The 23152-nt window shown below is 59.2% G+C and carries 23 protein-coding genes, 1 pseudogene and 1 riboswitch; of the genes and pseudogenes, 12 read left to right on the forward strand and 12 right to left on the reverse strand.

Annotated features, from left to right (window positions below):
- Positions 1 to 89: 89 nt before the first annotated feature.
- Entirely contained in the window at positions 90 to 1196 is a 1107-nt protein-coding gene (locus LGL98_RS17185) for an ABC transporter permease (RefSeq protein ID WP_136029595.1), read from the forward strand.
- A 60-nt stretch (positions 1197 to 1256) separates the two neighbouring features.
- Here LGL98_RS17185 and LGL98_RS17190 read toward each other — a convergent pair whose 3' ends face one another.
- Positions 1257 to 1694 (reverse strand): YbhQ family protein, encoded by a 438-nt coding sequence (locus tag LGL98_RS17190; RefSeq protein ID WP_004176793.1) that lies wholly within the window; start codon positions 1692 to 1694, stop codon positions 1257 to 1259.
- Positions 1695 to 1825: 131 nt separating this feature from the next.
- Here LGL98_RS17190 and LGL98_RS17195 point away from each other — a divergent pair, with 131 nt between their 5' ends.
- From LGL98_RS17195 to LGL98_RS17205, 3 genes are read left to right on the forward strand one after another with little or no spacing between them, the layout of a single operon-like run.
- Positions 1826 to 2587, forward strand: coding sequence for an endonuclease/exonuclease/phosphatase family protein (locus LGL98_RS17195; protein ID WP_136029597.1), 762 nt, complete (start codon positions 1826 to 1828; stop codon positions 2585 to 2587).
- A complete protein-coding gene (gene clsB / locus LGL98_RS17200) occupies positions 2584 to 3828 on the forward strand; it encodes a cardiolipin synthase ClsB (protein ID WP_136029599.1) in 1245 nt (414 codons plus the stop codon). The genes LGL98_RS17195 and clsB overlap by 4 nt, the downstream gene beginning before the upstream one ends.
- Positions 3825 to 4790 carry a lysylphosphatidylglycerol synthase domain-containing protein gene (locus LGL98_RS17205; protein ID WP_025714747.1) on the forward strand — a complete coding sequence of 322 codons (966 nt, stop codon included), beginning with the start codon at positions 3825 to 3827 and terminating at the stop codon, positions 4788 to 4790. The genes clsB and LGL98_RS17205 overlap by 4 nt, the downstream gene beginning before the upstream one ends.
- A gap of 782 nt (positions 4791 to 5572) precedes the next feature.
- Here LGL98_RS17205 and LGL98_RS17210 read toward each other — a convergent pair.
- From LGL98_RS17210 to moaA, 6 genes are all read right to left on the reverse strand, one after another.
- Positions 5573 to 6277, reverse strand: coding sequence for a Bax inhibitor-1/YccA family protein (locus LGL98_RS17210; RefSeq protein WP_136029601.1), 705 nt, complete (start codon positions 6275 to 6277; stop codon positions 5573 to 5575).
- A gap of 45 nt (positions 6278 to 6322) precedes the next feature.
- Positions 6323 to 6775 (reverse strand): molybdopterin synthase catalytic subunit MoaE, encoded by a 453-nt coding sequence (gene moaE / locus LGL98_RS17215; RefSeq protein ID WP_136029603.1) that lies wholly within the window; start codon positions 6773 to 6775, stop codon positions 6323 to 6325.
- 1 nt (position 6776) lies between these two features.
- Positions 6777 to 7025, reverse strand: a complete 249-nt coding sequence (moaD, locus tag LGL98_RS17220) for a molybdopterin synthase sulfur carrier subunit (RefSeq protein ID WP_136029605.1) — start codon at positions 7023 to 7025, stop codon at positions 6777 to 6779.
- On the reverse strand, positions 7018 to 7506 hold the full coding sequence (gene moaC, locus LGL98_RS17225) for a cyclic pyranopterin monophosphate synthase MoaC (protein ID WP_136029607.1): 489 nt from the start codon (positions 7504 to 7506) through the stop codon (positions 7018 to 7020). Before moaC ends, moaD begins: the two co-directional genes overlap by 8 nt.
- 3 nt (positions 7507 to 7509) lie before the next feature.
- Positions 7510 to 8022, reverse strand: a complete 513-nt coding sequence (gene moaB, locus LGL98_RS17230) for a molybdenum cofactor biosynthesis protein B (protein ID WP_136029609.1) — start codon at positions 8020 to 8022, stop codon at positions 7510 to 7512.
- Between the two features lie 23 nt (positions 8023 to 8045).
- Positions 8046 to 9035, reverse strand: a complete 990-nt coding sequence (gene moaA, locus LGL98_RS17235) for a GTP 3',8-cyclase MoaA (protein ID WP_136029611.1) — start codon at positions 9033 to 9035, stop codon at positions 8046 to 8048.
- Positions 9023 to 9161: riboswitch (molybdenum cofactor riboswitch) on the reverse strand. It overlaps the preceding gene by 13 nt.
- A 208-nt stretch (positions 9162 to 9369) precedes the next feature.
- Here moaA and yvcK point away from each other — a divergent pair.
- The 4 genes from yvcK to pmrB all read left to right on the forward strand — a co-directional run bounded on the left by yvcK (position 9370) and on the right by pmrB (position 13791).
- Entirely contained in the window at positions 9370 to 10275 is a 906-nt protein-coding gene (gene yvcK, locus LGL98_RS17240; RefSeq protein WP_136029615.1) for a uridine diphosphate-N-acetylglucosamine-binding protein YvcK, read from the forward strand.
- A gap of 103 nt (positions 10276 to 10378) precedes the next feature.
- The gene (eptA, locus tag LGL98_RS17245; RefSeq protein WP_136029617.1) at positions 10379 to 12019 is read left to right on the forward strand and encodes a phosphoethanolamine transferase EptA; all 1641 of its coding nucleotides are present in this window, start codon (positions 10379 to 10381) and stop codon (positions 12017 to 12019) included.
- Entirely contained in the window at positions 12019 to 12690 is a 672-nt protein-coding gene (pmrA, locus tag LGL98_RS17250) for a two-component system response regulator PmrA (RefSeq protein ID WP_136029619.1), read from the forward strand. Before eptA ends, pmrA begins: the two co-directional genes overlap by 1 nt.
- Positions 12691 to 12693: 3 nt before the next feature.
- A complete protein-coding gene (gene pmrB, locus LGL98_RS17255; RefSeq protein ID WP_136029621.1) occupies positions 12694 to 13791 on the forward strand; it encodes a two-component system sensor histidine kinase PmrB in 1098 nt (365 codons plus the stop codon).
- Between the two features lie 250 nt (positions 13792 to 14041).
- On the opposite strand, the gene uvrB is transcribed toward pmrB, so the two are convergent.
- Positions 14042 to 16063: an excinuclease ABC subunit UvrB gene (gene uvrB / locus LGL98_RS17260; RefSeq protein WP_136029624.1), complete on the reverse strand. Its 2022-nt coding sequence runs from the start codon at positions 16061 to 16063 to the stop codon at positions 14042 to 14044.
- A 411-nt stretch (positions 16064 to 16474) separates the two neighbouring features.
- Between uvrB and LGL98_RS17265 the strand changes: the two are divergent.
- Together LGL98_RS17265 and LGL98_RS17270 are read left to right on the forward strand one after the other, a co-directional pair.
- A pseudogene (locus LGL98_RS17265) lies at positions 16475 to 16684 on the forward strand (hypothetical protein); the annotation flags it as partial.
- A gap of 89 nt (positions 16685 to 16773) precedes the next feature.
- On the forward strand, positions 16774 to 17496 hold the full coding sequence (locus LGL98_RS17270; protein ID WP_136029628.1) for an ABC transporter ATP-binding protein: 723 nt from the start codon (positions 16774 to 16776) through the stop codon (positions 17494 to 17496).
- Here LGL98_RS17270 and bioD read toward each other — a convergent pair.
- The 4 genes from bioD to bioB are packed head-to-tail and all read right to left on the reverse strand — an operon-like array spanning position 17438 to position 21086.
- Entirely contained in the window at positions 17438 to 18160 is a 723-nt protein-coding gene (gene bioD, locus LGL98_RS17275; protein WP_136029630.1) for a dethiobiotin synthase, read from the reverse strand. The genes LGL98_RS17270 and bioD overlap by 59 nt on opposite strands.
- The gene (gene bioC / locus LGL98_RS17280) at positions 18153 to 18908 is read right to left on the reverse strand and encodes a malonyl-ACP O-methyltransferase BioC (protein WP_136029632.1); all 756 of its coding nucleotides are present in this window, start codon (positions 18906 to 18908) and stop codon (positions 18153 to 18155) included. The genes bioD and bioC overlap by 8 nt, the downstream gene beginning before the upstream one ends.
- Positions 18892 to 20049: an 8-amino-7-oxononanoate synthase gene (bioF, locus tag LGL98_RS17285; protein WP_136029634.1), complete on the reverse strand. Its 1158-nt coding sequence runs from the start codon at positions 20047 to 20049 to the stop codon at positions 18892 to 18894. Before bioF ends, bioC begins: the two co-directional genes overlap by 17 nt.
- The gene (bioB, locus tag LGL98_RS17290; RefSeq protein WP_136029636.1) at positions 20046 to 21086 is read right to left on the reverse strand and encodes a biotin synthase BioB; all 1041 of its coding nucleotides are present in this window, start codon (positions 21084 to 21086) and stop codon (positions 20046 to 20048) included. Before bioB ends, bioF begins: the two co-directional genes overlap by 4 nt.
- Positions 21087 to 21298: 212 nt before the next feature.
- On the opposite strand from bioB, the gene bioA reads away from it, so the two are divergent.
- Both bioA and LGL98_RS17300 read left to right on the forward strand, forming a co-directional pair.
- Complete coding sequence (gene bioA, locus LGL98_RS17295; protein WP_136029685.1) at positions 21299 to 22588, forward strand: adenosylmethionine--8-amino-7-oxononanoate transaminase; 1290 nt, start codon at positions 21299 to 21301, stop codon at positions 22586 to 22588.
- Between the two features lie 70 nt (positions 22589 to 22658).
- Positions 22659 to 23135 carry a kinase inhibitor gene (locus tag LGL98_RS17300; protein WP_136029638.1) on the forward strand — a complete coding sequence of 159 codons (477 nt, stop codon included), beginning with the start codon at positions 22659 to 22661 and terminating at the stop codon, positions 23133 to 23135.
- Positions 23136 to 23152: the final 17 nt, after the last annotated feature.

A 23152-nucleotide genomic window follows, 5' to 3' on the forward strand; every position in this document is an offset into this window, starting at 1 on the left:
CCCTGGCGCTCGAATTTTGCCCGGTGGCGCTACGCTTACCGGGCCTACGGTAGGTTTCGGTCGCCCGGGTCCGACATGAGGAAGGTTCTATGTTTCATCGTTTATGGACATTAATCCGCAAAGAGTTGCAGTCGCTGCTGCGCGAACCGCAGACGCGGGCGATTTTAATCATGCCGGTGCTTATTCAGGTACTGCTGTTTCCTTTTGCCGCGACGCTGGAGGTGACCAACGCCACCATCGCCATCTATAGCGAGGACAGCGGCCGCCATGCGATAGAGCTGACCCAGCGTTTCGCTCGCGCCAAAGCCTTTACCCACGTCCTGCTGCTGAAAAGCCCGCAGGCGATCCAGCCGACCATCGATGAACAAAAAGCGCTGCTGGTGGTGCGCTTCCCGGCGGATTTCTCACGCAACCTCGACAACTATCAAACTGCCCCGCTGCAGCTCCTGCTCGACGGGCGCAACTCTAACAGCGCGCAAATCGCCGCCAACTACCTGCAGCAGATCGTGAAAGACTATCAGCAGGAACTGCTGGAGGGGAAAGCGAAGCCGAATAACAGCGAACTGGTGGTGCGCAACTGGTATAACCCGAATCTCGACTACAAGTGGTTCGTGGTGCCATCGCTTATCGCCATGATCACCACTATCGGAGTGATGATCGTCACATCGCTGTCGGTCGCCCGCGAGCGCGAACAGGGCACTCTTGACCAGCTGTTAGTCTCACCCCTCGCCACCTGGCAAATCTTCGTTGGCAAAGCGGTGCCGGCGCTGATCGTCGCCACCCTGCAGGCGACTATCGTGCTGGCGATTGGTATCTGGGCCTATCAGATCCCGTTTGCCGGCTCGCTACTGCTGTTCTATTTCACGATGGTAATTTACGGCCTATCGCTGGTGGGCTTTGGCTTATTGATTTCGTCACTGTGCGCCACCCAGCAGCAGGCGTTTATCGGCGTGTTCGTCTTTATGATGCCGGCTATTCTCCTTTCTGGGTACGTCTCACCGGTGGAAAATATGCCGCAGTGGCTGCAGGATCTGACGTGGATAAACCCGATCCGCCACTTTACCGATATCACTAAGCAAATTTATCTGAAGGATGCGAGTCTGAAGATAGTGTGGGGGAGTTTGTGGCCGCTACTGGTCATAGCGGCCACCACCGGCTCAGCGGCGTATGCGATGTTCCGAAGGAAGATTGCGTAATACCCGTCATCGTTCAAACTACAACGGCGTTGGCTTTCCTTACTCACCCCAGTCGCATAGTTATCTATGCTTCTGGGGATTCGCTGCGTTGCCGCCTTGTTGTAGCCCGAACGCTTTAGGGTAACGGCTCTTATCTTTCGCCAGCAGCGAGACCACCGCCGGGCCTGCCAGTATCACCAGCCCGGCGAGGGCCAGCAGCAGGTTGTTGTGCAGCACGCGCGACAGCAGCCACAGCGCTATCATGGCCGCGCCGAAGTACCAGGTCGTGGTGAGCTCCTCAAGGAAGTCTCCCACATCGCGCCAGCGCGCCTCATGGTGACGCTGTAAAAACAGCATCGCCAGCAACGTGACGCTGTAGAGGACGCACAGTCCCAATCCGACGCGCACCAGCGCGCCGCTCATCCAACCCATCACCAGTACTGCCACGACCAGTAGATGCAACATAATCTGCCAGCAACTAAGACCCGTTGCGACGCGTACACGTTGTTGCCACTTCATGGCTTCTCTCCTGAAGGATTTTTCTCTGCTACTCAGAGTACCGCACTTTACGGAAAATTCCGTATCACCGCATCTTTTTGTGACGTCTACTACACTATTTTATTCAGGAAAGTGACATTTACTGGAGAATTATGGCTGAGCCAACGTCGGGATTTTCGTTGAACGTGCTGACAATTAACACCCATAAAGGCTTTACGGCGTTTAATCGGCGTTTTATTTTGCCTGAACTACGCGAAGCCGTGCGCAGCGTCAGCGCTGACATCGTTTGCCTGCAGGAAGTGATGGGCGCTCACGAAGTTCACCCCCTGCATATCGAAAACTGGCCGGATACGACGCATTACGAATTTCTCGCCGACACCATGTGGAGCGATTACGCCTACGGGCGCAACGCGGTCTATCCGGAAGGCCACCACGGAAACGCCGTGCTGTCACGCTTCCCGATTGAATACTATGAAAATCGCGATATCTCGGTCGGCAACGGGGAGAAGCGCGGACTATTGTACTGCCGCATCGTGCCGCCGCAGAGCGGGGTGACCCTACACGTGATTTGCGTGCATCTCGGTTTACGCGCCGACCAGCGGCAGGCACAGCTGGCAATGCTGGCGGAGTGGGTCAATACCCTGCCCGCCGGCGAGCCGGTGGTGGTGGCTGGCGATTTTAACGACTGGCGCCAGCAGGCTAATCAGCCATTAAAAACCCAGGCCGGGCTGGAAGAGATCTTTACCCGCGCCCGCGGACGGCCGGCACGCACGTTTCCGGTCAGTTTTCCGCTACTGCGCCTCGATCGTATTTACGTCAAGAACGCCCATGCCAGCCGCCCGAAGGCGCTGGCGCTCAAACAATGGCGGCATCTGTCCGATCATGCACCCCTTAGCGTGGAGATACATTTGTGAAATGTCGTTGGCAGGAAGGCAACCGCATTACGCTACTGGAGAACGGCGACCAGTATTATCCGGCGCTGTTTGCGGCCATCGGTCGCGCCAGCCGGCGGGTGATCCTCGAATCCTTTATCTGGTTTGAAGATGAGGTCGGTCGGCGGCTACACGCGGTCCTGCTGAAGGCCGCCCGCCGCGGTATTCAGGTGGAGGTGCTGCTCGACGGCTACGGCTCACCGGATCTCAGCGATGAATTTGTCGGCGAACTCACCGCCGCCGGGGTGATTTTTCGCTACTACGATCCAGGCCCTAAACTGCTGGGGATGCGCACAAACCTGTTCCGCCGTATGCACCGTAAAATTGTGGTCATCGACGACACCACCGCCTTTGTTGGCGGCATTAACTACTCTGCCGAGCATATGAGCGACTACGGCCCAGAGTCAAAGCAGGATTACGCGGTACAGGTCGAGGGACCGGTGGTGCTCGACATTCTGCAGTTCGAACTGGAAAATCTGCCCACTAGTGAAAACACCCGCCGCTGGTGGCGCCGCCGCCGTCACCAGCCGGAGATCAACCAGACGCCCGGCGAGGCGCAAGCGCTGTTTGTCTGGCGCGACAACCACGATCATCGGGACGATATTGAACGCCACTATCTGAAAATGCTGACCAGCGCCCGTCGGGAGGTGATCATTGCCAACGCCTATTTTTTCCCTGGCTATCGCCTGCTGCATGCGATGCGCAATGCCGCGCGGCGCGGGGTACGGGTCAAGCTGATCGTTCAGGGCGAGCCGGATATTCCGATTGTGAAATTTGGCGCCCACCTGCTCTATCACTACCTCGTAAAGGGCGGGGTGCAAATCTACGAGTATCGCCGTCGCCCGCTGCATGGCAAGGTCGCTCTGGCAGACGATCACTGGGCCACCGTCGGGTCGAGCAACCTGGATCCCCTGAGTCTGTCGCTGAATCTGGAAGCGAATCTGATCATCCACGATCGGGTGTTTAATCAGACGCTGCGCGATAACCTCAACGGGCTTATCGCCAGGGATTGCCAGCGCATTGATAAATCAATGCTGCCGAAACGCAGCTGGTGGCGTCTGGGCGTCAGCGTGATGACCTTCCACTTTCTGCGCCATTTCCCGGCGTGGGTCGGCTGGCTGCCGGCCCATACCCCACGACTGGCGAGGGTTAGCCCGCCGGTGCAACCGGAAATTGAAACCCAGGATCGCGTCGAATCACAAACCAGGGATAATCCGCTATGAGCAAATCGCATCCCCGCTGGCGATTGGCAAAAAGAGTATTGACCGGGCTCTTTTTTATCGCCGTCATCGTCCTGCTGGTGATTTACGCGCAGAAGGTCGACTGGCAGGACGTGTGGAAGGTGATCCGCGGCTACGACCGGCTGGCGCTGGGCAGCGCCATTGCGCTGGTTATCGTCAGCTATCTGATCTATGGCTGCTACGATCTACTTGGCCGCGCCTATTGCGGGCACAAGCTGGCGAAACGCCAGGTGATGCTGGTGTCGTTTATCTGTTATGCCTTTAACCTGACACTCAGCACCTGGGTCGGCGGGATCGGTATGCGCTACCGGCTGTACTCGCGACTGGGGCTGAACGGCAGCACCATTACGCGTATTTTTTCCTTAAGCATTACCACCAACTGGCTGGGCTATATCCTGCTCGGTGGCGTGATATTTACGGCGGATCTGGTGAAGCTGCCGCCGCACTGGTACATCAGCCAAACCACTCTGCGCATTATCGGTGGGGTGATGTTGGTTCTCACGCTTTGCTATCTGTTCGGCTGCGCGTTCGCCAAACGCCGTCACCTGACGATTAAAGGCCAGCGGCTGGTGCTGCCCTCCTGGCGCTTCGCGCTGCTGCAGATGGGACTCTCTGCGGCAAACTGGATGGCGATGGGGGCGATAATCTGGCTGCTGTTGGGCAGCGAGATTAACTATTTTCTGGTATTAGGGGTGCTGCTGGTCAGCAGTATCGCCGGGGTGATTATCCACATTCCGGCCGGGATCGGCGTGCTGGAGGCAGTGTTTATCGCCATGCTCTCCGGGGAAGAGATTACGAAGGGCGCGATCATCGCCGCCCTGCTCGCCTGGCGCGCACTCTATTATTTCCTGCCGCTGCTGCTGGCGACGGTGGCTTATCTGCTGCTGGAGAGCCGGGCGAAAAAGCTGCGGCAAAAGAACGAGCGCAAGCTGGCCCGCGAATGAAACGGCCAGGTCGCGCAGCGCTAGCCGGGCCTGCGGGGTGTGAGCCTGTGAGAGGATCCTGTAGGCCGGGCAAGGCGCCAGCCGCCGCCCGGCAACATCACGGGTACTGTGCCTGATATCTCGCCCGGCGGCGCTGCGCTTGCGCGGGCCTACGGGGTGTGAGCCTGTGAGAGGATCTTGTAGGCCGGGCAAGGTGCCAGCCGCCGCCCGGCAACCTCACGGGTATCGTGCCTGATATCTCGCCCGGCGGCGCTGCGCTTGCGCGGGCCTACGGGGTGTGAGCCTGTGAGAGGATCCTGTAGGCCGGGTAAGGCGCAGCCGCCACCCGGCAATACCACGGGTACCGTGCCTGCTATCTTGCCCGGCGGCGCTGCGCTTGCACGGGCCTACGGGGTGTGAGCCTGTGAGAGGATCCTGTAGGCCGGGTAAGGCGCAGCCGCCACCCGGCAATACCACGGGTACCGTGCCTGATATCTCGCCCGGCGGCGCTGCGCTTGCACGAGCCTGCGGGGTGTGAGCCTGTGAGAGGATCCTGTAGGCCGGGTAAGGCGCAGCCGTTACCCGGCAACATCACGGGTACCGTGCCTGCTATCTTGCCCGGCGGCGCTGCGCTTGCCGGGCGTAAGGAAATGTAACACTGTGATAAAAAGAGGTTAGATCCTGTAGGCCGGGTAAGGCGCAGCCGCCACCCGGCAACATCACGGGTACTGTGCCTGACGCCATCGCCCGGCGGCGCTGCGCTTGCCGGGCGTAAGGAAATGTAACACTGTGATAAAAAGAGGTTAGCGGCGGTTGCCCATAATACGCAGCAGCATCAGGAACAGGTTGATGAAGTCCAGATACAGCGTTAAGGCGCCGAGGATCGAGTATTTACGCAGATTGGCGCTGTCGCGGGTATCAATCTGCTCGCCGATGTTTTTCAGCTTCTGGGTGTCATACGCCGTCAGGCCGACAAACAGCACCACCCCAATATAGGTCACAGCCCACATCAGCGCCTCGCTCTTCAGCCACAGGTTGACCAGCGACGCCAGCACGATGCCAATCAGCCCCATAAACAGCATGCTGCCGAAGCCGCTCAGATCGCGCTTCGTGGTGTAACCATACAGGCTCATCGCCCCGAACATCCCGCCGGTGACCACAAAGGTGCTGGCGATCGATGAGTAGGTATAGGCGATAAAAATGCTCGACAGCGTCAGTCCGGTCAGCGCCGAATAGAGCATAAACAGCGTGGTGGCCATCCCGGCGCTCAGCCGCTGCACCATTCCCGACAGCACAAACACCAGCGCCAGCTGGGCAATAATCAGCCCGAAGAAAGTGATTTTGCTCGAAAAAACGAACATCATCACCGCCGGAGTATTCGCTGCGAACCACGCGATAAACGCCGTCAGCAGCAGGCCGACCGTCATCCAGCCGTAGACTTGCGCCATGTAAGTCTGCAGGCCGGTACGGCCCTGCACTATTGAATCGGAACGCGGATATCTGTCCATGACTCTCTCCTGATTAACAAAGTTTCACCCTGTAAGCGTATCACACTACCAGCGCTCTGCCGCCTGACGATCGCTATCGCGGGCATCGACCCAGCGTTCGCCTTCCGGCGTCGCCTCGCGCTTCCAGAATGGCGCGCGGGTTTTCAGGTAATCCATAATAAACTCGCCGGCGGCGAAGGCGCTGCCGCGGTGGGCGCTGGTGACGCCGACAAACACAATTTCTTCCCCCGGCCACATTTCGCCGATGCGGTGGATAACCGTCACCCGGCCCAACGGCCAGCGCTCGCGCGCCAGGTCGACAATTTCCGCCAGTGATTTCTCGGTCATCCCCGGATATTGTTCGAGGGTTAAGGCTTTCACGCTGTCGCCGAGGTTGTGATTGCGTACTTTACCGGTGAAGGTGACCACCGCGCCGTCTTCATCGCGTTCGGCCAGCCAGGGATATTCCTCGCCGACGCTAAAGCGCGCCGGGCTGACCACGATACGGGTTTGCGTCATGTCAGCCCCCCGTTACCGGTGGAAAGAACGCCACTTCGTCACCGTTGACGACAGGATGGTCAAACGCGGTCAGCGTCTGGTTGACTGCCGCCAGCAGCTTGCCCTCCTCCAGGGCCAGCGCCCAGCGGTCGCCGCGAGCGGCAAGCTGCTGACGCACCGCCTCAACGGTCGCCAGGTCGCTGGCATCGAGGGTTAGCGCATCGGTACCCACCAGCTCGCGCACCTGGGCAAAAAACAGAACCTTAATCATGGCGTTCACCCGCCTTAAAATCGCCGGACTTGCCGCCGCTTTTCGCCAGCAGGCGCACCGGGCCAATCACCATATCTTTCTGTACCGCTTTGCACATATCGTAAATGGTCAGCGCGGCAACCGAGGCGGCGGTCAATGCTTCCATTTCGACGCCGGTTTTCCCGGTGAGCCGGCAGAGCGATTCAATGCGCACCCGGTTATGTTCCGGCTGCGCCTGCAAATTAACTTCCACTTTGCTCAGCATCAGCGGATGACACAGCGGGATCAGCTCCCAGGTGCGTTTGGCCGCCTGGATCCCGGCGATACGCGCAGTGGCAAACACGTCGCCTTTATGGTGGCTGCCGTCGATAATCATCTCCAGGGTCGTCGCCTGCATTTCGACATAAGCCTCGGCGCGCGCTTCGCGCACCGTTTCCGCTTTGCCGGAGACATCCACCATATGGGCTTCGCCCGCGGCGTTAATATGGGTCAGTTGTGACATAGATTATTTCTTCAGGTGAGGAATAAAGTTACACGGACGAGTGCGGGCATCCAGCTGCGGAGCAATGATGTTGTCCCACGCTGTGCGGCAGGCTTTGGTCGAGCCCGGCATGGCGAAAATCAGCGTGCGATTGGCGACACCGGCCACGGCCCGGGACTGCAGCGTCGAGGTGCCGATCTCTTCGAACGACAGCATGCGAAACACTTCGCCAAACCCTTCAACCTCGCGGTCAAACAACGGCAGCAGCGCTTCCGGCGCCTGATCGCCGTCGGTAAAACCGGTGCCGCCGGTGATCAGCACCACCTGCACATCATCGCTGGCGATCCACGCCGACACCTGGGCGCGAATCGCGTAGCGGTTCTCTTTGACGATCGCCTTATCGACGACATGGTGCCCCGCCTCCTGCGCCGCCTCGCGCAGCCAGTGGCCGGAGGTATCATCCTCTTCGCCGCGGCGGCTGGAAACGGTAAGAATAGCAATACGGGTCGGGATAAACTCAGCGCTAGCCTGGCTCATCTGAATGCTCCTTTCGAAAACGATTAACCGCCAATATACGACAGGTTCTGCGTAATACCGGTGTTGCCCTGATGCAGGAAATGGGTCTGCTTTTTATGGGTCAAGGCTTCGGCGATCCGCGCCTCCAGCGCGGCCTGCTGCTGGTCCTCAGCCATCAGATCGCGCAGGTCGACACCGCCTTCGCCAAACAGGCACAGGTGCAGTTTGCCAACGGACGAGACGCGCAGCCGGTTGCAGGTCGCGCAGAAGTCTTTTTCATACGGCATGATGAGGCCGATTTCGCCGGCGTAGTCCGGGTGACAAAAGACCTGCGCCGGGCCATCGCTGCGCTGGCGGATCTGATGGATCCAGCCGCGACGCAGCAGTTCGTCGCGCAGCACCATGCCGGAGAGATGATGACGGCGGAACAGGTCGCTGCCCTCGCCGGTCTCCATCAGCTCAATAAAACGCAGCTGAATACGCCGGTGTTGGATCCACGCGAGAAAGGTATCGAGCTGGTGATGGTTAACATCGCGCATCAGCACGGTGTTGACCTTCACCTTGTCAAAGCCGGCGGCAAAAGCGGCGTCAATCCCGTCCATCACCTGGTGAAATTTATCCTGGCCGGTGATGGCGTGGAACTGACGGGCGTCGAGGCTATCTACGCTGACGTTGATCGCCGTCAGGCCAGCATCGCGCCAGCGCGCCACATCGCGCGCCAGGCGGTAACCGTTGGTGGTGACCGCAATCTGACGGATTGCCGGGTTTTCACGCACGGCGGCAATGATCTCAGTGAAGTCGCGGCGCAGGGAGGGTTCCCCACCGGTAAGGCGAACTTTTTCGGTGCCCAGCGCGGAGAAAGCGCGCGTGACCCGGCGTACTTCGTCTACGCTGAGAAAGCCATTGTTGTTGACGGCGCCGGGCTTGTAACCGTTCGGCAAGCAGTAGGTGCAACGGAAGTTGCACACATCGGTAATCGACAGACGCAGGTAATAAAACTTACGCGCGAATGCATCGGTAAGCTGTGAGGCCATATACACCTTTCCAAATACGGGAGACGCGGTCATTTCTTCCCACGCCCTGGCGACAACCGGAGGCGTCGCGGCCAAACCGCCATATCTTTTGACACAGGCGAAGAGGCTAGAGTGTTAACAGGTTATGCCGATAGTAGCGCGTTATGCGCGGTTTCGCCATTTGCGTTTTCGCTATATAAGCTTGTATATATCGCTAACTTCGTGCATTTTCGCTACAGAATAGCCATAAATCATTTTTTTGCCTTGATATCGGTCAGTTTGTCGGGCTCCTCCCATCGTCTTTTAGGGGTAGATCGGGTAGTGTGTGGCCGTTTATATGAAATAAGGAATTTCTATGCGCAATCGTACATTCGCTGACCTTGATCGGGTGGTCGCACTTGGCGGCGGGCATGGCCTGGGCCGGGTGATGTCCTCCCTTTCCTCGCTCGGCTCGCGGCTGACCGGCATTGTCACCACCACTGACAACGGAGGATCCACCGGACGGATCCGCCGCTCAGAAGGCGGCATTGCCTGGGGCGATATGCGCAACTGCATCAATCAGTTAATCGCCGAGCCGAGCGTGGCGTCGGCGATGTTTGAGTACCGTTTTAGCGGTAATGGTGAACTTTCCGGACATAACCTCGGAAATCTGATGTTAAAGGCCCTCGATCACCTGAGCGTGCGGCCTTTAGAAGCCATCAATTTGATCAGAAACCTGCTGAAAGTCGACGCTTTTCTGATCCCGATGTCGGAACAACCGGTGGATTTGATGGCGCTCGATCATGAAGGCCATGAAGTTTATGGCGAAGTGAATATCGATCAGCTTGATAACATACCGCAGGAGCTAATGCTCACCCCGCCGGTACCGGCCACCCGCGAAGCGGTGGAGGCTATCGCCGAAGCCGATCTGATCCTCATTGGGCCGGGCAGTTTCTACACCAGCCTGCTGCCAATCCTGTTGCTCGACGAGATGGCCCAGGCGTTGCGCCGCACGCCGGCGCCGATGGTGTTTATCGATAACCTCGGCAAAGAGCATAGCCCGGCTGCCCGACTGTCGCTGGCGGAGCGCATTGCGATTATGGAGCGCTACGTAGGCAAGCGGGTGGTGGATGCGGTGATCGCTGGCCCAAAAGCCGATATCCACGGCATCGACGATCGGCTGGTGATCCAGACGCCGCTGGAGGCCAGCGACGTGCCCTATCGCCATGACCGGGCGCTGCTCCGCGGGGCGCTGGAAAAAACGATCCAGCTGCCGGGCTAATCCCGCGCGCCGGAGGAACAACCTTCGGTGCACCTTAAAATCTTAAGGTTGTCTTAAAATAGGGCTGGCACTCTATACTTATCTCTTACTGTGGGTAGGTATTATGTCGTTATTGCCTCTGCGTCGGCCAGTCTTCAGCCGCACGACTTATCTGATTCTCTTTGCTTGCTATATTGGTATCTTTCTCAACCTGGCATTTTATCGCCAGGTTTTCCCGTTGCTACCGGTCAACAGCCTGCATAACTGGCTGGTATTCCTCAGTATGCCGATCGTGGCCATTAGCGTGATGAATATCATCACCACCCTCGCTTCGTTCCTGAAGCTGGACCGGCTGGTGATTAGCCTGTTTATTCTGCTCAGCGCGTCGGCGCAATACTTCATCTGGAACTTCGGCGTGGTGATCGACCGCAGCATGATCACCAATATCCTCGACACCACGCCGGCGGAAAGCTTTGCTCTGCTCTCCGGCGAAATGATTGCCGTCCTCGGACTCTCCGGGGTATTAGCAGTACTGATTGCCTGGTGGGTGAAAATCCGGAAACCGGCCACACTGTGGCGCGGCGTGGCCTGGCGTCTGGTCAATATCGTGGCCTCTGCGCTGCTGATCGTCCTGATTGCCGCTCTGTTTTATAAAGACTACGCCTCGCTGTTCCGTAACAACAAGGAGCTGGTGAAATCCCTGAGCCCCTCCAACAGCATTGTGGCAGTAAACTCCTGGTATGCTCACCACCGCATGGACAACCTGCCGCTGGTGAAGATTGGCGAAGATGCCACGCAGAAAGCGGTGATGCATAACGGTCCGCGCAAGAATCTGACAATTGTCGTGCTGGGCGAAACCTCGCGGGCAGACAACTTCTCACTGGGCGGCTACGATCGGGAGACTAACCCGCGCCTGCAACAGGACGACGTGGTGTACTTCCCGAAAACCACCTCCTGCGGCACAGCAACGGCGGTTTCCGTTCCCTGCATGTTCTCTAATATGCCGCGCGCACATTACGATGAAGAACTGGCCCACCATCAGGAAGGCGTCCTGGATATTCTGCAGCGCGCGGGTGTTCAGGTGCTGTGGAACGACAATGACGGTGGCTGTAAAGGCGCCTGTGACCGCGTACCGCACCAAAACGTCACCGATCTGAACCTCAGCGGTCAGTGCATCGACGGCGAGTGCTACGATGACGTCCTGTTCCATAATCTCGACAGCTACATCGACAACCTGAAACAGGATGGCATTATCGTACTGCATACCATCGGCAGCCACGGCCCGACCTATTACAACCGCTATCCGGCTGAATTTAAAAAATTCACCCCGACCTGCGATACCAATGAAATCCAAAGTTGTACGCAACAACAGTTGACCAATACCTACGACAACACCATTCTGTATGTCGACTATGTCGTTGATAAAGCGATAAAACTATTGCAATCTAAACAAGACAAATTTACCACTAGCCTGGTTTATTTGTCCGACCACGGCGAATCGCTGGGCGAAAATGGCGTTTATTTGCATGGTCTGCCGTACTCCATTGCGCCGGATACGCAAAAACACGTGCCCATGCTGCTGTGGCTGTCGCCGGATTACCAGCAACGTTACGGTGTTTCCAGCCAGTGTTTGCAACAACAGGCTAAGTCGAAGGATTATTCACAAGATAATCTGTTCTCCACCCTGCTCGGCCTGCTCGGCGTCAGCACCCACGAGTACCAGGCGGCAGATGATATTTTAACGCCATGTAGAGAGGCTGGTTGATGAAAATCTTAGTCATTGAAGACGATGCGCTGCTGTTGCAGGGGTTGATTCTGGCGATGCAAAGTGAAGGATACGTGTGCGACGGCGTCTCCACGGCGCACGAAGCGGCGCTATCGCTGGCCAGCAATCACTACAGCCTGATCGTGCTGGATCTCGGCCTGCCGGATGAAGACGGCCTGCATTTTCTCACCCGTATGCGACGGGAGAAAATGACCCAGCCGGTGCTGATCCTCACCGCCCGCGATACGCTTGAGGATCGCATTAGCGGTCTCGATACTGGCGCGGATGACTACCTGGTGAAACCCTTTGCCCTGGAGGAGCTCAATGCGCGCATTCGCGCCCTGCTCCGTCGGCATAACAACCAGGGCGATAACGAAATCAGCGTCGGCAATCTGCGCCTCAACGTCACTCGCCGCCTGGTGTGGCTGGGTGAGACCGCGCTGGAATTGACGCCGAAAGAGTATGCCCTGCTGTCACGGCTGATGATGAAAGCCGGTAGCCCGGTACATCGTGAGATCCTGTACAACGATATCTACAGCTGGGACAACGAGCCGGCGACCAATACCCTGGAAGTGCATATTCACAACCTGCGCGATAAGATTGGCAAATCGCGGATCCGCACCGTCCGGGGCTTTGGCTATATGCTGGCTAACAACATCGACACGGAATAGACCATGGCCCTGTTTGCAACCGAAACCTGGACCATGCGCCACCGGCTGCTGCTGACCATCGGCGCCATTCTGGTAGTCTGCCAGCTAATCAGCGTCTTCTGGCTATGGCATGAGAGCAAAGAGCAGATCCAGCTGCTGGTGGCCAGCGCCATCGAAGGACACAACAACCAGAAACATGTGGAGCATGAGGTTCGGGAAGCGGTCGCCAGCCTGCTGGTGCCTAGCCTGCTGATCGTCGGCCTGGCGCTGTATATCAGCATGCTGGCGGTGCGCAAGATCACCCGCCCGCTTTCACGACTGCAAAGCGAACTGGAGAACCGCACGCCGGACAATCTCACCCCTATCGTACTCAGCGAATCGGTGCCCGAGGTCACGGCAGTGACCACCGCCCTGAATCAGCTGGTTTCCCGCCTCAATCTGACCCTCGACCGCGAGCGGCTGTTTACCGCCGACGTGGCGCATGAGCTACGCACCCCGCTGGCCGGGCTGCGGCTGCACCTTGAGCTGCTGGCGAAAGTGCATGGCGTCGGCGTCGACCCGCTGATCCAGCGTCTCGATCAGATGACCAACAGCATTTCCCAGCTGCTGCAGCTGGCGCGCGTTGGCCAGTCCTTCTCCGCCGGCAGCTATCAGCAGGTGTTATTGCTGGATGACGTGGTGAAACCGTTGCAGGAAGAACTGGAAACCATGCTGGCGCAGCGTCAGCAGCGGCTGCTGCTGACGGATACCGAAAACGAGGCCGTTGTGTCGGGCGACGCAACGTTAATCCGCGTGATCCTGCGCAATCTGGTGGAGAATGCTCACCGCTACAGCCCGGAAGGGTCGACGATCCGTGTGTCGGTGAAAGCGGGCCTGATGCCGGTGATGGCAGTGGAAGATGAAGGGCCGGGGATCGATGAGGCGAAGAGCGGTGAACTCAGTAAAGCCTTTGTGCGTATGGACAGTCGCTACGGCGGCATAGGCCTCGGACTGAGCATCGTCACGCGCATCGCTCAGCTGCATGACGCCCAGTTCTTTTTGCATAACCGCCAGCCGGGGCCAGGGGTCCGCGCGTGGGTATTATTCCCGCGGCGCGCGGGTCAGAACGTCAGCACCCACTGATGGAAAAAGGCAACAAGAATGACCAGGGCGGTAGCAACCGCCAGATATTCACGGAAGTTAATTTTTTGCATGGACACTATCCTCATCAGGTTGAGGATAGTGTCGCCTGGCGAGATTAAGCGAACATTAAGAAGGCCGCAACGCGGCCTTTTTTCTTCTCAGATGTGTGTCATCTGACAAAGGGGACGATAAGAGAAGCGCGCGCCTTTACTCTACCCCGCACCTCCACGCCACCAATATAGGCCCAGATTCAGGAGGCAGCGATAAACAGCTCGCGCAGCTGATGCAACTGGTCGCGAATTTGCGCCGCCTCTTCAAACTCAAGGTTCTGAGCGTGCTGCATCATCTGCCCTTCCAGTTCATGGATTTTCTGCTGCAGCGCTTTTGGCGTCATATCCACTCCGCTAAGCCCGGCAGGCTCGGCGGTCTTCGCTTTACCGCGCCCTTTGGCTTTGGTTTTCGCCAGGCTCTGACCCAGCTGCAGGATATCCACAACTTTCTTGTTGAGCCCCTGTGGCACGATGCCGTGCTCTTCGTTATAGCGCTGCTGTTTCTCCCGCCGCCGTTCCGTTTCACCAATGGCTTTAGCCATCGAGGGGGTGATCTTATCGCCGTAGAGGATGGCTTTGCCGTTGACGTTGCGCGCCGCACGGCCGATGGTCTGGATCAGCGAGCGCTCGGAGCGCAGGAAGCCCTCTTTGTCCGCATCCAGGATCGCCACCAGCGATACCTCCGGCATATCGAGCCCCTCACGCAGCAGGTTGATCCCCACCAGCACGTCAAACTCGCCAAGGCGCAGGTCGCGGATAATCTCCATACGTTCGACGGTGTCGATATCCGAGTGCAGATAGCGCACGCGCTCGCCGTGCTCCTCAAGGTACTCGGTTAAGTCTTCCGCCATCCGCTTGGTAAGAGTAGTGACCAGCACACGCTCGTTGATGGCCGTGCGCAGGCGGATCTCCGACAGCAGATCGTCGACCTGGGTCGCCACCGGCCGCACTTCGATCAGCGGGTCAAGCAGACCGGTCGGCCGCACCACCTGATCCACTACCTCGCCGCCGGATTTATCCAGCTCGTAGGCGCCGGGTGTCGCCGACACGTAGATGGTTTGCGGCGCCAGCGCTTCGAATTCTTCAAACTTCATCGGCCGGTTATCCAGCGCCGACGGCAGGCGGAAGCCGTACTCCACCAGCGTCTCTTTACGCGCCCGGTCGCCGCGGTACATGCCGCCGATCTGCGGCACCGTGACGTGGGATTCGTCGATCACCAGCAGGCCGTCCGCCGGAAGATAGTCAAACAGGGTGGGCGGCGGCTCGCCAGGCCCGCGCCCGGAGAGGTAGCGCGAGTAGTTTTCAATACCCGAGCAGTAGCCCAGCTCGTTCATCATTTCGAGGTCAAACTGGGTGCGCTGGGTTAAGCGCTGCTCTTCCAGCAGCTTGTTATTTGCCAGCAGCACCTTGCGCCGCTCCGCCAGCTCCAGCTTGATCTCTTCCATCGCCTGGACGATGCGCTCCCGCGGCGTCACGTAGTGCGTCTTGGGATAAATAGTGTAGCGCGGCACCGTGGATTCCACGTGGCCGGTAAGCGGATCAAACAGCGACAGGCGCTCGACCTCTTCGTCAAACAGCTCAATGCGCAGGGCGATATCGTCGGATTCCGCCGGGAAGACGTCGATCACCTCACCGCGCACCCGGAAGGTGCCGCGCTGGAAGGCCTGATCGTTGCGGGTATACTGCAGCTCGGCCAGGCGGCGCAGGATAGCGCGCTGGTCGATAAGCATCCCCACCGTCAGGTGCAGCATCATCTTTAGATACAGGTCCGGGTCGCCGAGGCCGTAGATCGCCGAGACCGAGGCCACCACCACCACATCGCGCCGCTCAAGCAGCGCTTTGGTCGCCGACAAACGCATCTGCTCGATATGTTCGTTTACCGAGGCGTCCTTCTCAATAAAAGTATCTGAGCTGGGGACGTAGGCTTCCGGCTGGTAGTAATCGTAATAGGAGACGAAATACTCGACGGCATTCTCGGGGAAAAACTCTTTCATCTCGCCGTAGAGCTGGGCCGCCAGGGTTTTGTTTGGCGCCAGCACCATCGTCGGCCGCTGCAGATCGGCAATGACGTTGGCGATGGTGAAGGTTTTCCCTGAACCGGTGACCCCCAGCAGCGTCTGATGCGCAAGTCCATCCTCCAGCCCCTCTTCCAGGCGACGGATGGCTTCCGGTTGGTCTCCGGAGGGACGAAAGGCAGAATGCAGTACAAACGATTTACTCATCGATCAGAACCTGAAGAAAGATTTAGCGGCCGGTGTTTAATTCTACCCTTCGGGCCGTTTTTTGCCAACCAAATATACTGGATATTTAACCAGTACGCATTTATGATAGCGCCAGAAGGCGGCCTTTTTAGCCAGCAAGTGGGGTACAAAACGCCCGCCGGGCGAAATAATCGTCCAACTGTCAGGGTTATCCCCAGAAATTTTACCCTTTTAACATTTGTCAAGCGGACGGGTGAAAGTTTTATGGCAGTAGATGACGCTTTTCTTACACCCATTGATTTTATTTAACTAACTGATATTTAATAAATTTAAAGAAAAGACGTCTTTCGCGCCAATTCAGCCGCAGGCCGCGTACGCTCTAGCTTACCGCAGGTTTTCTAACTCTAATACACAAGGTTATCCACAGGAATAGTGGATAACTGTCTGCAGCCCAAGACCGCCGCCGCCCGGCGCTTATCGTCTTTCGCCGTAAACCGTGCGGCGAAAAATTTTTATCGAACTATTTTTGATAACTATCCGTTTAAAGCCGCTCGATTTTTGCTGCTTTTTGCACCACTCTTTAGCGTCGGGCACCGGAAAAGTGCAGCCCTGGCGCTGACGGTGCCCGATGGTATCGGCGTTCCGCGCTTTTTTCCGAGCGTTCTTTTTCCTGGCAAGAGTTTTGCAGCATCTTTCTGTCGCCCTGACGCCAGGATAAGGAGAAAACGTCCATGTTGAATTTACAGGCAGTAAATCATTTTTACGGTAACCAGCACTCACTGTGGAATGTCGATCTTGAACTACGCCCGGGAGAGTGCATTGGCGTACTGGGACGCGAAGGCATGGGAAAAACCACACTGGTTAACTGCATTGCCGGCCACCTGCCGGTCACCAGCGGTCGGATGACCTGGCATGACATTGGCGCCCCGCCGCGGGATCTCACTCCCCTGTCCGCTCAGTCGCGCAGCGCCATCGGTATCGGCTATGTGCCACAGGATAAACGCATCTTTTCCCAGCTCAGCGTGGAAGAGAATCTGCACATTGCCCTCGCGGCCGGGAACCCCGGGGTAAACGCCAGCGGCGGCGAAATCTATGAGTACTTTCCCGAGCTCTATGCCCTACGCCAGCGCAAAGGCGCCTCGCTGAGCGACGACGATCAGTTCCAGTTGGCGCTGGCCAGGGCGCTGATCGTCCAGCCGCGGTTGCTGATCCTTGATGAACCCTCGCGCGGCAGAGGGCCGCGCTGCCTGCAAAAGCTGGCGGACCTGCTGCTGCGGTTAAATCGCGATATCGGCCTGACGGTGCTGCTCGCCGAGCAGCACCTGCCCTTTATCCGCCGGGTGGCGGATCGCTTCTGTGTCTTGCACCGGGGGCGTAACGTCGCCGAAGGCGATATTATGGCGCTGGATGAGCCGCTGCTGGCGCAGTGGATGACGCTGGATCCAGCGCCCTGAGGTCCAGATACTGGCCGAGATCGTCGCGCTGCGCGATATCGGCAAGCCATGGTATTTCGCCGAGGAACGGCGCGGCCAGTCGGTTTTTCAGCGTCGCCAGATATTCGGCGTGGCGCTTACCCGGCGGCTGCACGTCATTGGCGATCCACCCTGCCAGCGGCAGCCCCGCCTGGCGTACCGCCTGGGCGGTAAGCATCGCATGGTTGATACAGCCGAGCTTAACCCCCACCACCAGAATGACCGGCAGCTGTTCGGTTTGCACCCAGTCGGCAAAGGTCAGGGTGTCCGACAGCGGCGTGAACCAGCCACCGGCACCTTCCACTAGCACCCAGTCGGCGAGACTTTCCAGCTCACGCAGCCCGCTGGAGAGCCTGGCCGCGGCGATCGGCCGCCCTTCATCGGCGCTGATAATGTGCGGCGAGGTCGGCTCGGCGAAGGTGTAAGGGTTCACCTGGTCGTAGCGCAGCGCGACCCGGCTATGGCGCTGCAGGGCCAGCGCATCTTCATTACGCAGCCCATCGCCGGTAAGCTCGCTACCGGAGGCCACCGGCTTATAGCCGGCAGTGTGAAAACCCAACAGATTCGCCGCCTGCAGCAGGGCGCTGCTGGCGATGGTTTTACCGACTTCAGTATCGGTCCCGGTGACAAAAAAATGTTTAGTCACGCTCAATGACTCCTGTAAAAAGAGAATACGTCAGCGGGCAGATGCCCTGCCGCTGCGGCCAAGCCAGCTGCAGCTCGCGCAGTTTGCCGCGGCCAAGCGGGGCGGCTGTCCGCCCCTGGTGCAAATGGGTGGCGCCGATGCCCTTCAGCGAGCGCATAGCGCTCAGCGCATCGGCGAACGGCAGGCTAATCTGATGCACCTCGCCGGTCGCGCGCAGGCCGCTAAGCGCCGCGCGCACCGCCGCTTCGCTAAGGAAACGGTTGGCATGCGGCTGGTCGTCGATGGCCCGCCACGCCTGATTGAGCTCCGGCAGCGAGTCGGCGAGCAGCGTGCTAAACGCCACCCTGCCGCCGGGGCGCACCACCCGGTACAGCTCGCCAAGGGCTGCGCGCAGATCGTTGCACCACTGCACCGCCAGATTGCTCCACGCCAGATCGACGCAGGCGTCCGGCAGCGGCAACGCCTCAATATCGCCCAGCAGGTAATGCTGGGCGGCGTCGTTACGCTGCGCCTGGGCCAGCATGCCGGCGGAGAGATCCAGCGCGGTCACCACGCTGCCCGCCTCACGCCAGTAGCGGCTTATGCTACCGGGGCCGCAGCCGGCATCCAGCACCTGCGCAAAATCGCGGCGCGCCAGCTGGCGCAGCAGCAGATCGGCGCTGCGCCGCTGCAGTTCATCATGTTGCGAATAGCCGCTGGCCGCCCGACCAAACGCCGCGGCCACCGCCTGCTTATTCACCGTGGCCATGCAGCGTCTCCAGTAAACGGTTAATGTCTTCAGCATGATGGGCGGCGGTCAGGGTCAGGCGCAAACGCGCGCTGCCGACCGGCACCGTCGGTGGACGGATCGCCGTTGCCCAGCAGCCCGCGTCGCGCAGACGGCAGGCCAGGGCCAGCGCCCGGGCGTTATCTCCGACGATCAGCGGCTGGATCGCGCTGACGGAATCGGTCAACCCCAGCGACGTCTCGCCCATCCCCTCGCGGAACTGACGGATGCGGGCGGCTAAGGTTTCCCGCCGCTGCTGGCCCTCATCGCTGCGAATGACCCGCAGGGCAGCGCTCAGCGCCACCGCCTGGGCGGGTGGCATCGCGGTGCTGTAGATCAGGTGACGAGCAAACTGCAGCAGATAATCGGCCATCGATTCACTGCACAGTACCGCCGCACCGCTCACCCCAAACGCCTTGCCGAAAGTAACCACCAGCAGCTCAGGACGCACCGCCTGCGCGGCGCAGCTTCCACGCCCTTCGTCACCGATTACGCCGATGCCGTGGGCGTCATCCACCAGCAATAACGCCCCGGCGGTATGCGCTGCAGCGTGAATGGCCGATAGCGGCGCGCTGTCGCCATCCATACTGAAGATCCCTTCCGTCACAACTAGCTGCTGACCGTCCAGCGGTTTCGCCAGCCGTTGCGCGAGCTGTTGCGGGTCATTGTGGGCAAAGCGGCGCAGCTGCGCCGGGCTGAGGCTCGCCGCCTCCAGCAGGGAGGCATGGCTCAGGCGGTCGGCGATAATCCGATCCTCTTTTTCCGCCAGGGCGGCAATCAGCGCCTGATTCGCGGCGAAACCGGAGATAAACAGCAACGCACGCGGAAAGCCCAGCCAGTCGGCAAGTTCCTCTTCCAGCACGCGGTGGGCTTCGCTATAGCCACTCACGTGGCCCGAGCCGCCGGCGCCGACGCCGTAGCGCGTGGCCCCCTGTTGCCAGGCGGCGATAATCGCCGGATGCTGACTCAGGCCCAGATAGTCATTGCTGGAGAAGTTAAGCCAGCGCTCCCCTTCCCGCTCCAGCCAGCGCCCGGCGCCGTGCGTCACCGGCAGGCGGCGGCGAAACGCCTCCGCCGCCCGCCGCTCGTCCAGCGCCCGATCGATTCGTTGCTGCCAGCTCATAGCGCCGCCGCGTTGTAGTATTCCTCAGTGTCCGGGGTGAGTAAGGCCTGCTCCAGGCGCTGCTGCTGCTCATTGTCGCCTTCCAGCACCGCCGTCTGCTGCGGGTTGATCCCCAGCTTGCGGAACAGCTGCAGGTCTTTGTCCTCTTCCGGGTTCGGCGTGGTCAGTAGCTTGCAACCGTAGAAAATCGAGTTCGCCCCGGCCATAAAGCACATCGCCTGGGTCTGCTCGTTCATCTGCTCGCGGCCGGCGGAGAGACGCACGTAAGAGGTGGGCATCATGATGCGCGCGATGGCGATCGTGCGGATGAAATCGAAAGCGTCGACGTCGTCGTTATCCGCCAGCGGCGTGCCCTTGACCTTCACCAACATGTTGATCGGCACGCTCTCCGGCGGCGTCGGCAGATTAGCCAGTTGCAGCAGCAGTCCGGCGCGATCTTTTACGGTCTCTCCCAGCCCGACAATGCCGCCGGAGCAGACTTTGATCCCGGCACCACGCACTTTGTCCAGCGTATCCAGGCGCTCCTGGTAGGTGCGGGTGGTGATGATGTTGCCGTAAAATTCCGGCGAGGTATCGAGGTTATGGTTGTAGTAATCGAGGCCCGCCTCGGCCAGGCGCTGCGCCTGGCTATCGGTGAGCGTACCGAGCGTCATACAGGACTCCAGCCCCAGCGCCTTGACGCCTTTCACCATCTGTTCCAGATAGGGCATATCGCGGTCATTGGGGTTTTTCCACGCCGCGCCCATGCAGAAGCGGGTGGAGCCGGCGTTTTTCGCCTGGCGCGCTGATTCCAGCACCTGCTCAACCTCCATCAGGCGCTCGGCTTCGAGGCCGGTTTTGTAGCGTGCGCTTTGCGGGCAATATTTACAGTCTTCCGGGCAGGCGCCGGTTTTGATCGACAGCAACGTACTGACCTGCACCTGACGCGGGTCAAAATGCTGGCGGTGGATTTGCTGCGCTTCGAATAGCAGATCGATGAGCGGTTTATTAAATAACTCAGTTACTTGTGACATTGTCCAACGTGCACGGTGAGCCATTGGTCTCTCCAAAGGTCGTACACTTCCTATTTCACACAGCCTCTTTGTTGGCTGCACTCGCGCCCCCCAGTCACATAGTGAACTATGCTCCTGGGGATGTTCTCGCTTGCCGCCTCGATGCTGCGCGAAATATTTTGTGTACGTTTCATTGTAAGTAAGTTCAGTGTAGACTTGTAAACCTAAATGTTTTCAAAATGGTTTACAAGTCGATTATGACACTGGACGATCTCGCCTTCGATCGGCGCCACATCTGGCACCCCTACACCTCTATGACTTCCCCCTTGCCGGTCTACCCGGTGGTTTCCGCCCACGGTTGCGAGCTGTCCCTCGCCGGCGGTGAACAGCTGATTGACGGCATGTCCTCCTGGTGGGCGGCGATCCACGGTTACAATCACCCGCGCCTCAATGCGGCGCTGAAGGGGCAAATTGACCAAATGTCGCACGTGATGTTCGGCGGGATCACCCATCCGCCGGCGGTGGCGCTGTGCCGTCAGCTGGTGGCGATGACCCCGTCCTCGCTGGAGTGCGTTTTCCTCGCTGATTCCGGTTCGGTGGCGGTAGAGGTGGCGATGAAAATGGCGCTGCAGTACTGGCAGGCCAAAGGCGAACCACGTCGTCGTTTTCTGACCTTCCGCAACGGCTATCACGGGGATACTTTCGGTGCGATGTCGGTCTGCGATCCGCAGAACTCGATGCACAGCCTGTGGCAGGGCTACCTGCCGGATAACCTGTTCGCCCCCGCGCCGCAAAGCCGCTTCGACGGCGAGTGGGATGAGATGGATATGGTGCCGTTTGCCCGCCTGATGGCCGCGCATCGTCACGACATCGCCGCGGTGATCCTCGAACCGATCGTCCAGGGCGCGGGCGGTATGCGGATGTACCATCCGGAGTGGCTGAAGCGGGTGCGTAAAATGTGCGACCGGGAAGGAATACTGCTGATCGCCGATGAGATTGCCACCGGCTTTGGCCGCACCGGCAAGCTGTTCGCCTGTGAACATGCCGGGATTACCGCCGACATTCTGTGTCTGGGTAAAGCGCTGACCGGCGGCACCATGACCCTTTCCGCCGCCATCACCACCCGAACGGTGGCAGAAACCATCAGCAATGGCGAAGCCGGCTGCTTTATGCACGGCCCCACGTTCATGGGCAATCCACTGGCCTGCGCGGTGGCCAGCGAAAGCCTGCGCCTGCTGGAGAGCGGCGAATGGCAGCCGCAGGTGGCGGCGATTGAAGCCCAGCTGCAAGCCGAGCTGGCCCCGGCGCGGGGATCCGCGCTGGTCACCGACGTCCGTGTGCTGGGTGCCATTGGCGTGGTTGAAACCCGGCGTCCGGTCAATATGGCCGCCCTGCAGCGCTTTTTCGTCGAACAGGGAGTATGGATCCGCCCGTTTGGCCGCCTGATTTATCTGATGCCGCCTTACATCATCACGCCCGAGCAACTGACCCGCCTGACCCGTGCGGTCAACCAGGCCGTGCAGGACGAAACATTTTTTAGCGAATAAATAGCGGAATTGCGTCGTCGGGAAGGCTACACTTCTTTGTTAATCAGCGCATTATCAATGAGGATGAAGCATGAAACTGATCAGTCACGATCTCCAGGACGGCGGCAAGCTGCCTAATCGTCACGTCTTCAACGGCATGGGCTACGATGGCGATAATATTTCGCCGCACCTGATGTGGGATGATGTGCCCGCGGGGACCAAAAGCTTTGTGGTGACCTGCTACGATCCAGATGCGCCGACCGGTTCCGGCTGGTGGCATTGGGTGGTGGCTAACCTGCCTGCGGATACCCGCGTGTTGCCGCAAGGGGCCGGTTCCGGTCAGGCAGAGCTGCCGGAAGAGGCCGTTCAAACCCGTACCGATTTTGGTAAGGCAGGTTACGGCGGCGCGGCGCCGCCGAAGGGCGAAACCCACCGCTACATTTTTACCGTCCACGCCCTGGACGTCGAGAGAATTGAGGTGGATGCTGAGGCCAGCGGCGCGATGGTCGGCTTTAATGTCCATTTCCATTCCCTCGCCAGCGCTTCCATCACCGCCCTGTTCAGTTAATTATCCCCCGGATAGCG

The organism is Klebsiella africana (genome assembly GCF_020526085.1).
Classification (GTDB): Bacteria; Pseudomonadota; Gammaproteobacteria; order Enterobacterales; family Enterobacteriaceae; genus Klebsiella; species Klebsiella africana.

Coding starts and splice junctions, on each gene's coding strand:
- LGL98_RS17185 (WP_136029595.1), top strand. CDS start 90: ATGTTTCATCGTTTATGGACATTAATCCGCAAAGAGTTGCAGTCGCTG.
- moaE (WP_136029603.1), bottom strand. CDS start 6,775: ATGACGCAAACCCGTATCGTGGTCAGCCCGGCGCGCTTTAGCGTCGGC.
- moaA (WP_136029611.1), bottom strand. CDS start 9,035: ATGGCCTCACAGCTTACCGATGCATTCGCGCGTAAGTTTTATTACCTG.
- eptA (WP_136029617.1), top strand. CDS start 10,379: ATGTCGTTATTGCCTCTGCGTCGGCCAGTCTTCAGCCGCACGACTTAT.
- pmrA (WP_136029619.1), top strand. CDS start 12,019: ATGAAAATCTTAGTCATTGAAGACGATGCGCTGCTGTTGCAGGGGTTG.
- moaC (WP_136029607.1), bottom strand. CDS start 7,506: ATGTCACAACTGACCCATATTAACGCCGCGGGCGAAGCCCATATGGTG.
- LGL98_RS17190 (WP_004176793.1), bottom strand. CDS start 1,694: ATGAAGTGGCAACAACGTGTACGCGTCGCAACGGGTCTTAGTTGCTGG.
- uvrB (WP_136029624.1), bottom strand. CDS start 16,063: ATGAGTAAATCGTTTGTACTGCATTCTGCCTTTCGTCCCTCCGGAGAC.
- LGL98_RS17205 (WP_025714747.1), top strand. CDS start 3,825: ATGAGCAAATCGCATCCCCGCTGGCGATTGGCAAAAAGAGTATTGACC.
- bioB (WP_136029636.1), bottom strand. CDS start 21,086: ATGGCTCACCGTGCACGTTGGACAATGTCACAAGTAACTGAGTTATTT.
- pmrB (WP_136029621.1), top strand. CDS start 12,694: ATGGCCCTGTTTGCAACCGAAACCTGGACCATGCGCCACCGGCTGCTG.
- bioA (WP_136029685.1), top strand. CDS start 21,299: ATGACACTGGACGATCTCGCCTTCGATCGGCGCCACATCTGGCACCCC.
- LGL98_RS17270 (WP_136029628.1), top strand. CDS start 16,774: ATGTTGAATTTACAGGCAGTAAATCATTTTTACGGTAACCAGCACTCA.
- bioC (WP_136029632.1), bottom strand. CDS start 18,908: ATGGCCACGGTGAATAAGCAGGCGGTGGCCGCGGCGTTTGGTCGGGCG.
- bioF (WP_136029634.1), bottom strand. CDS start 20,049: ATGAGCTGGCAGCAACGAATCGATCGGGCGCTGGACGAGCGGCGGGCG.
- moaB (WP_136029609.1), bottom strand. CDS start 8,022: ATGAGCCAGGCTAGCGCTGAGTTTATCCCGACCCGTATTGCTATTCTT.
- LGL98_RS17195 (WP_136029597.1), top strand. CDS start 1,826: ATGGCTGAGCCAACGTCGGGATTTTCGTTGAACGTGCTGACAATTAAC.
- yvcK (WP_136029615.1), top strand. CDS start 9,370: ATGCGCAATCGTACATTCGCTGACCTTGATCGGGTGGTCGCACTTGGC.
- LGL98_RS17210 (WP_136029601.1), bottom strand. CDS start 6,277: ATGGACAGATATCCGCGTTCCGATTCAATAGTGCAGGGCCGTACCGGC.
- LGL98_RS17300 (WP_136029638.1), top strand. CDS start 22,659: ATGAAACTGATCAGTCACGATCTCCAGGACGGCGGCAAGCTGCCTAAT.
- moaD (WP_136029605.1), bottom strand. CDS start 7,025: ATGATTAAGGTTCTGTTTTTTGCCCAGGTGCGCGAGCTGGTGGGTACC.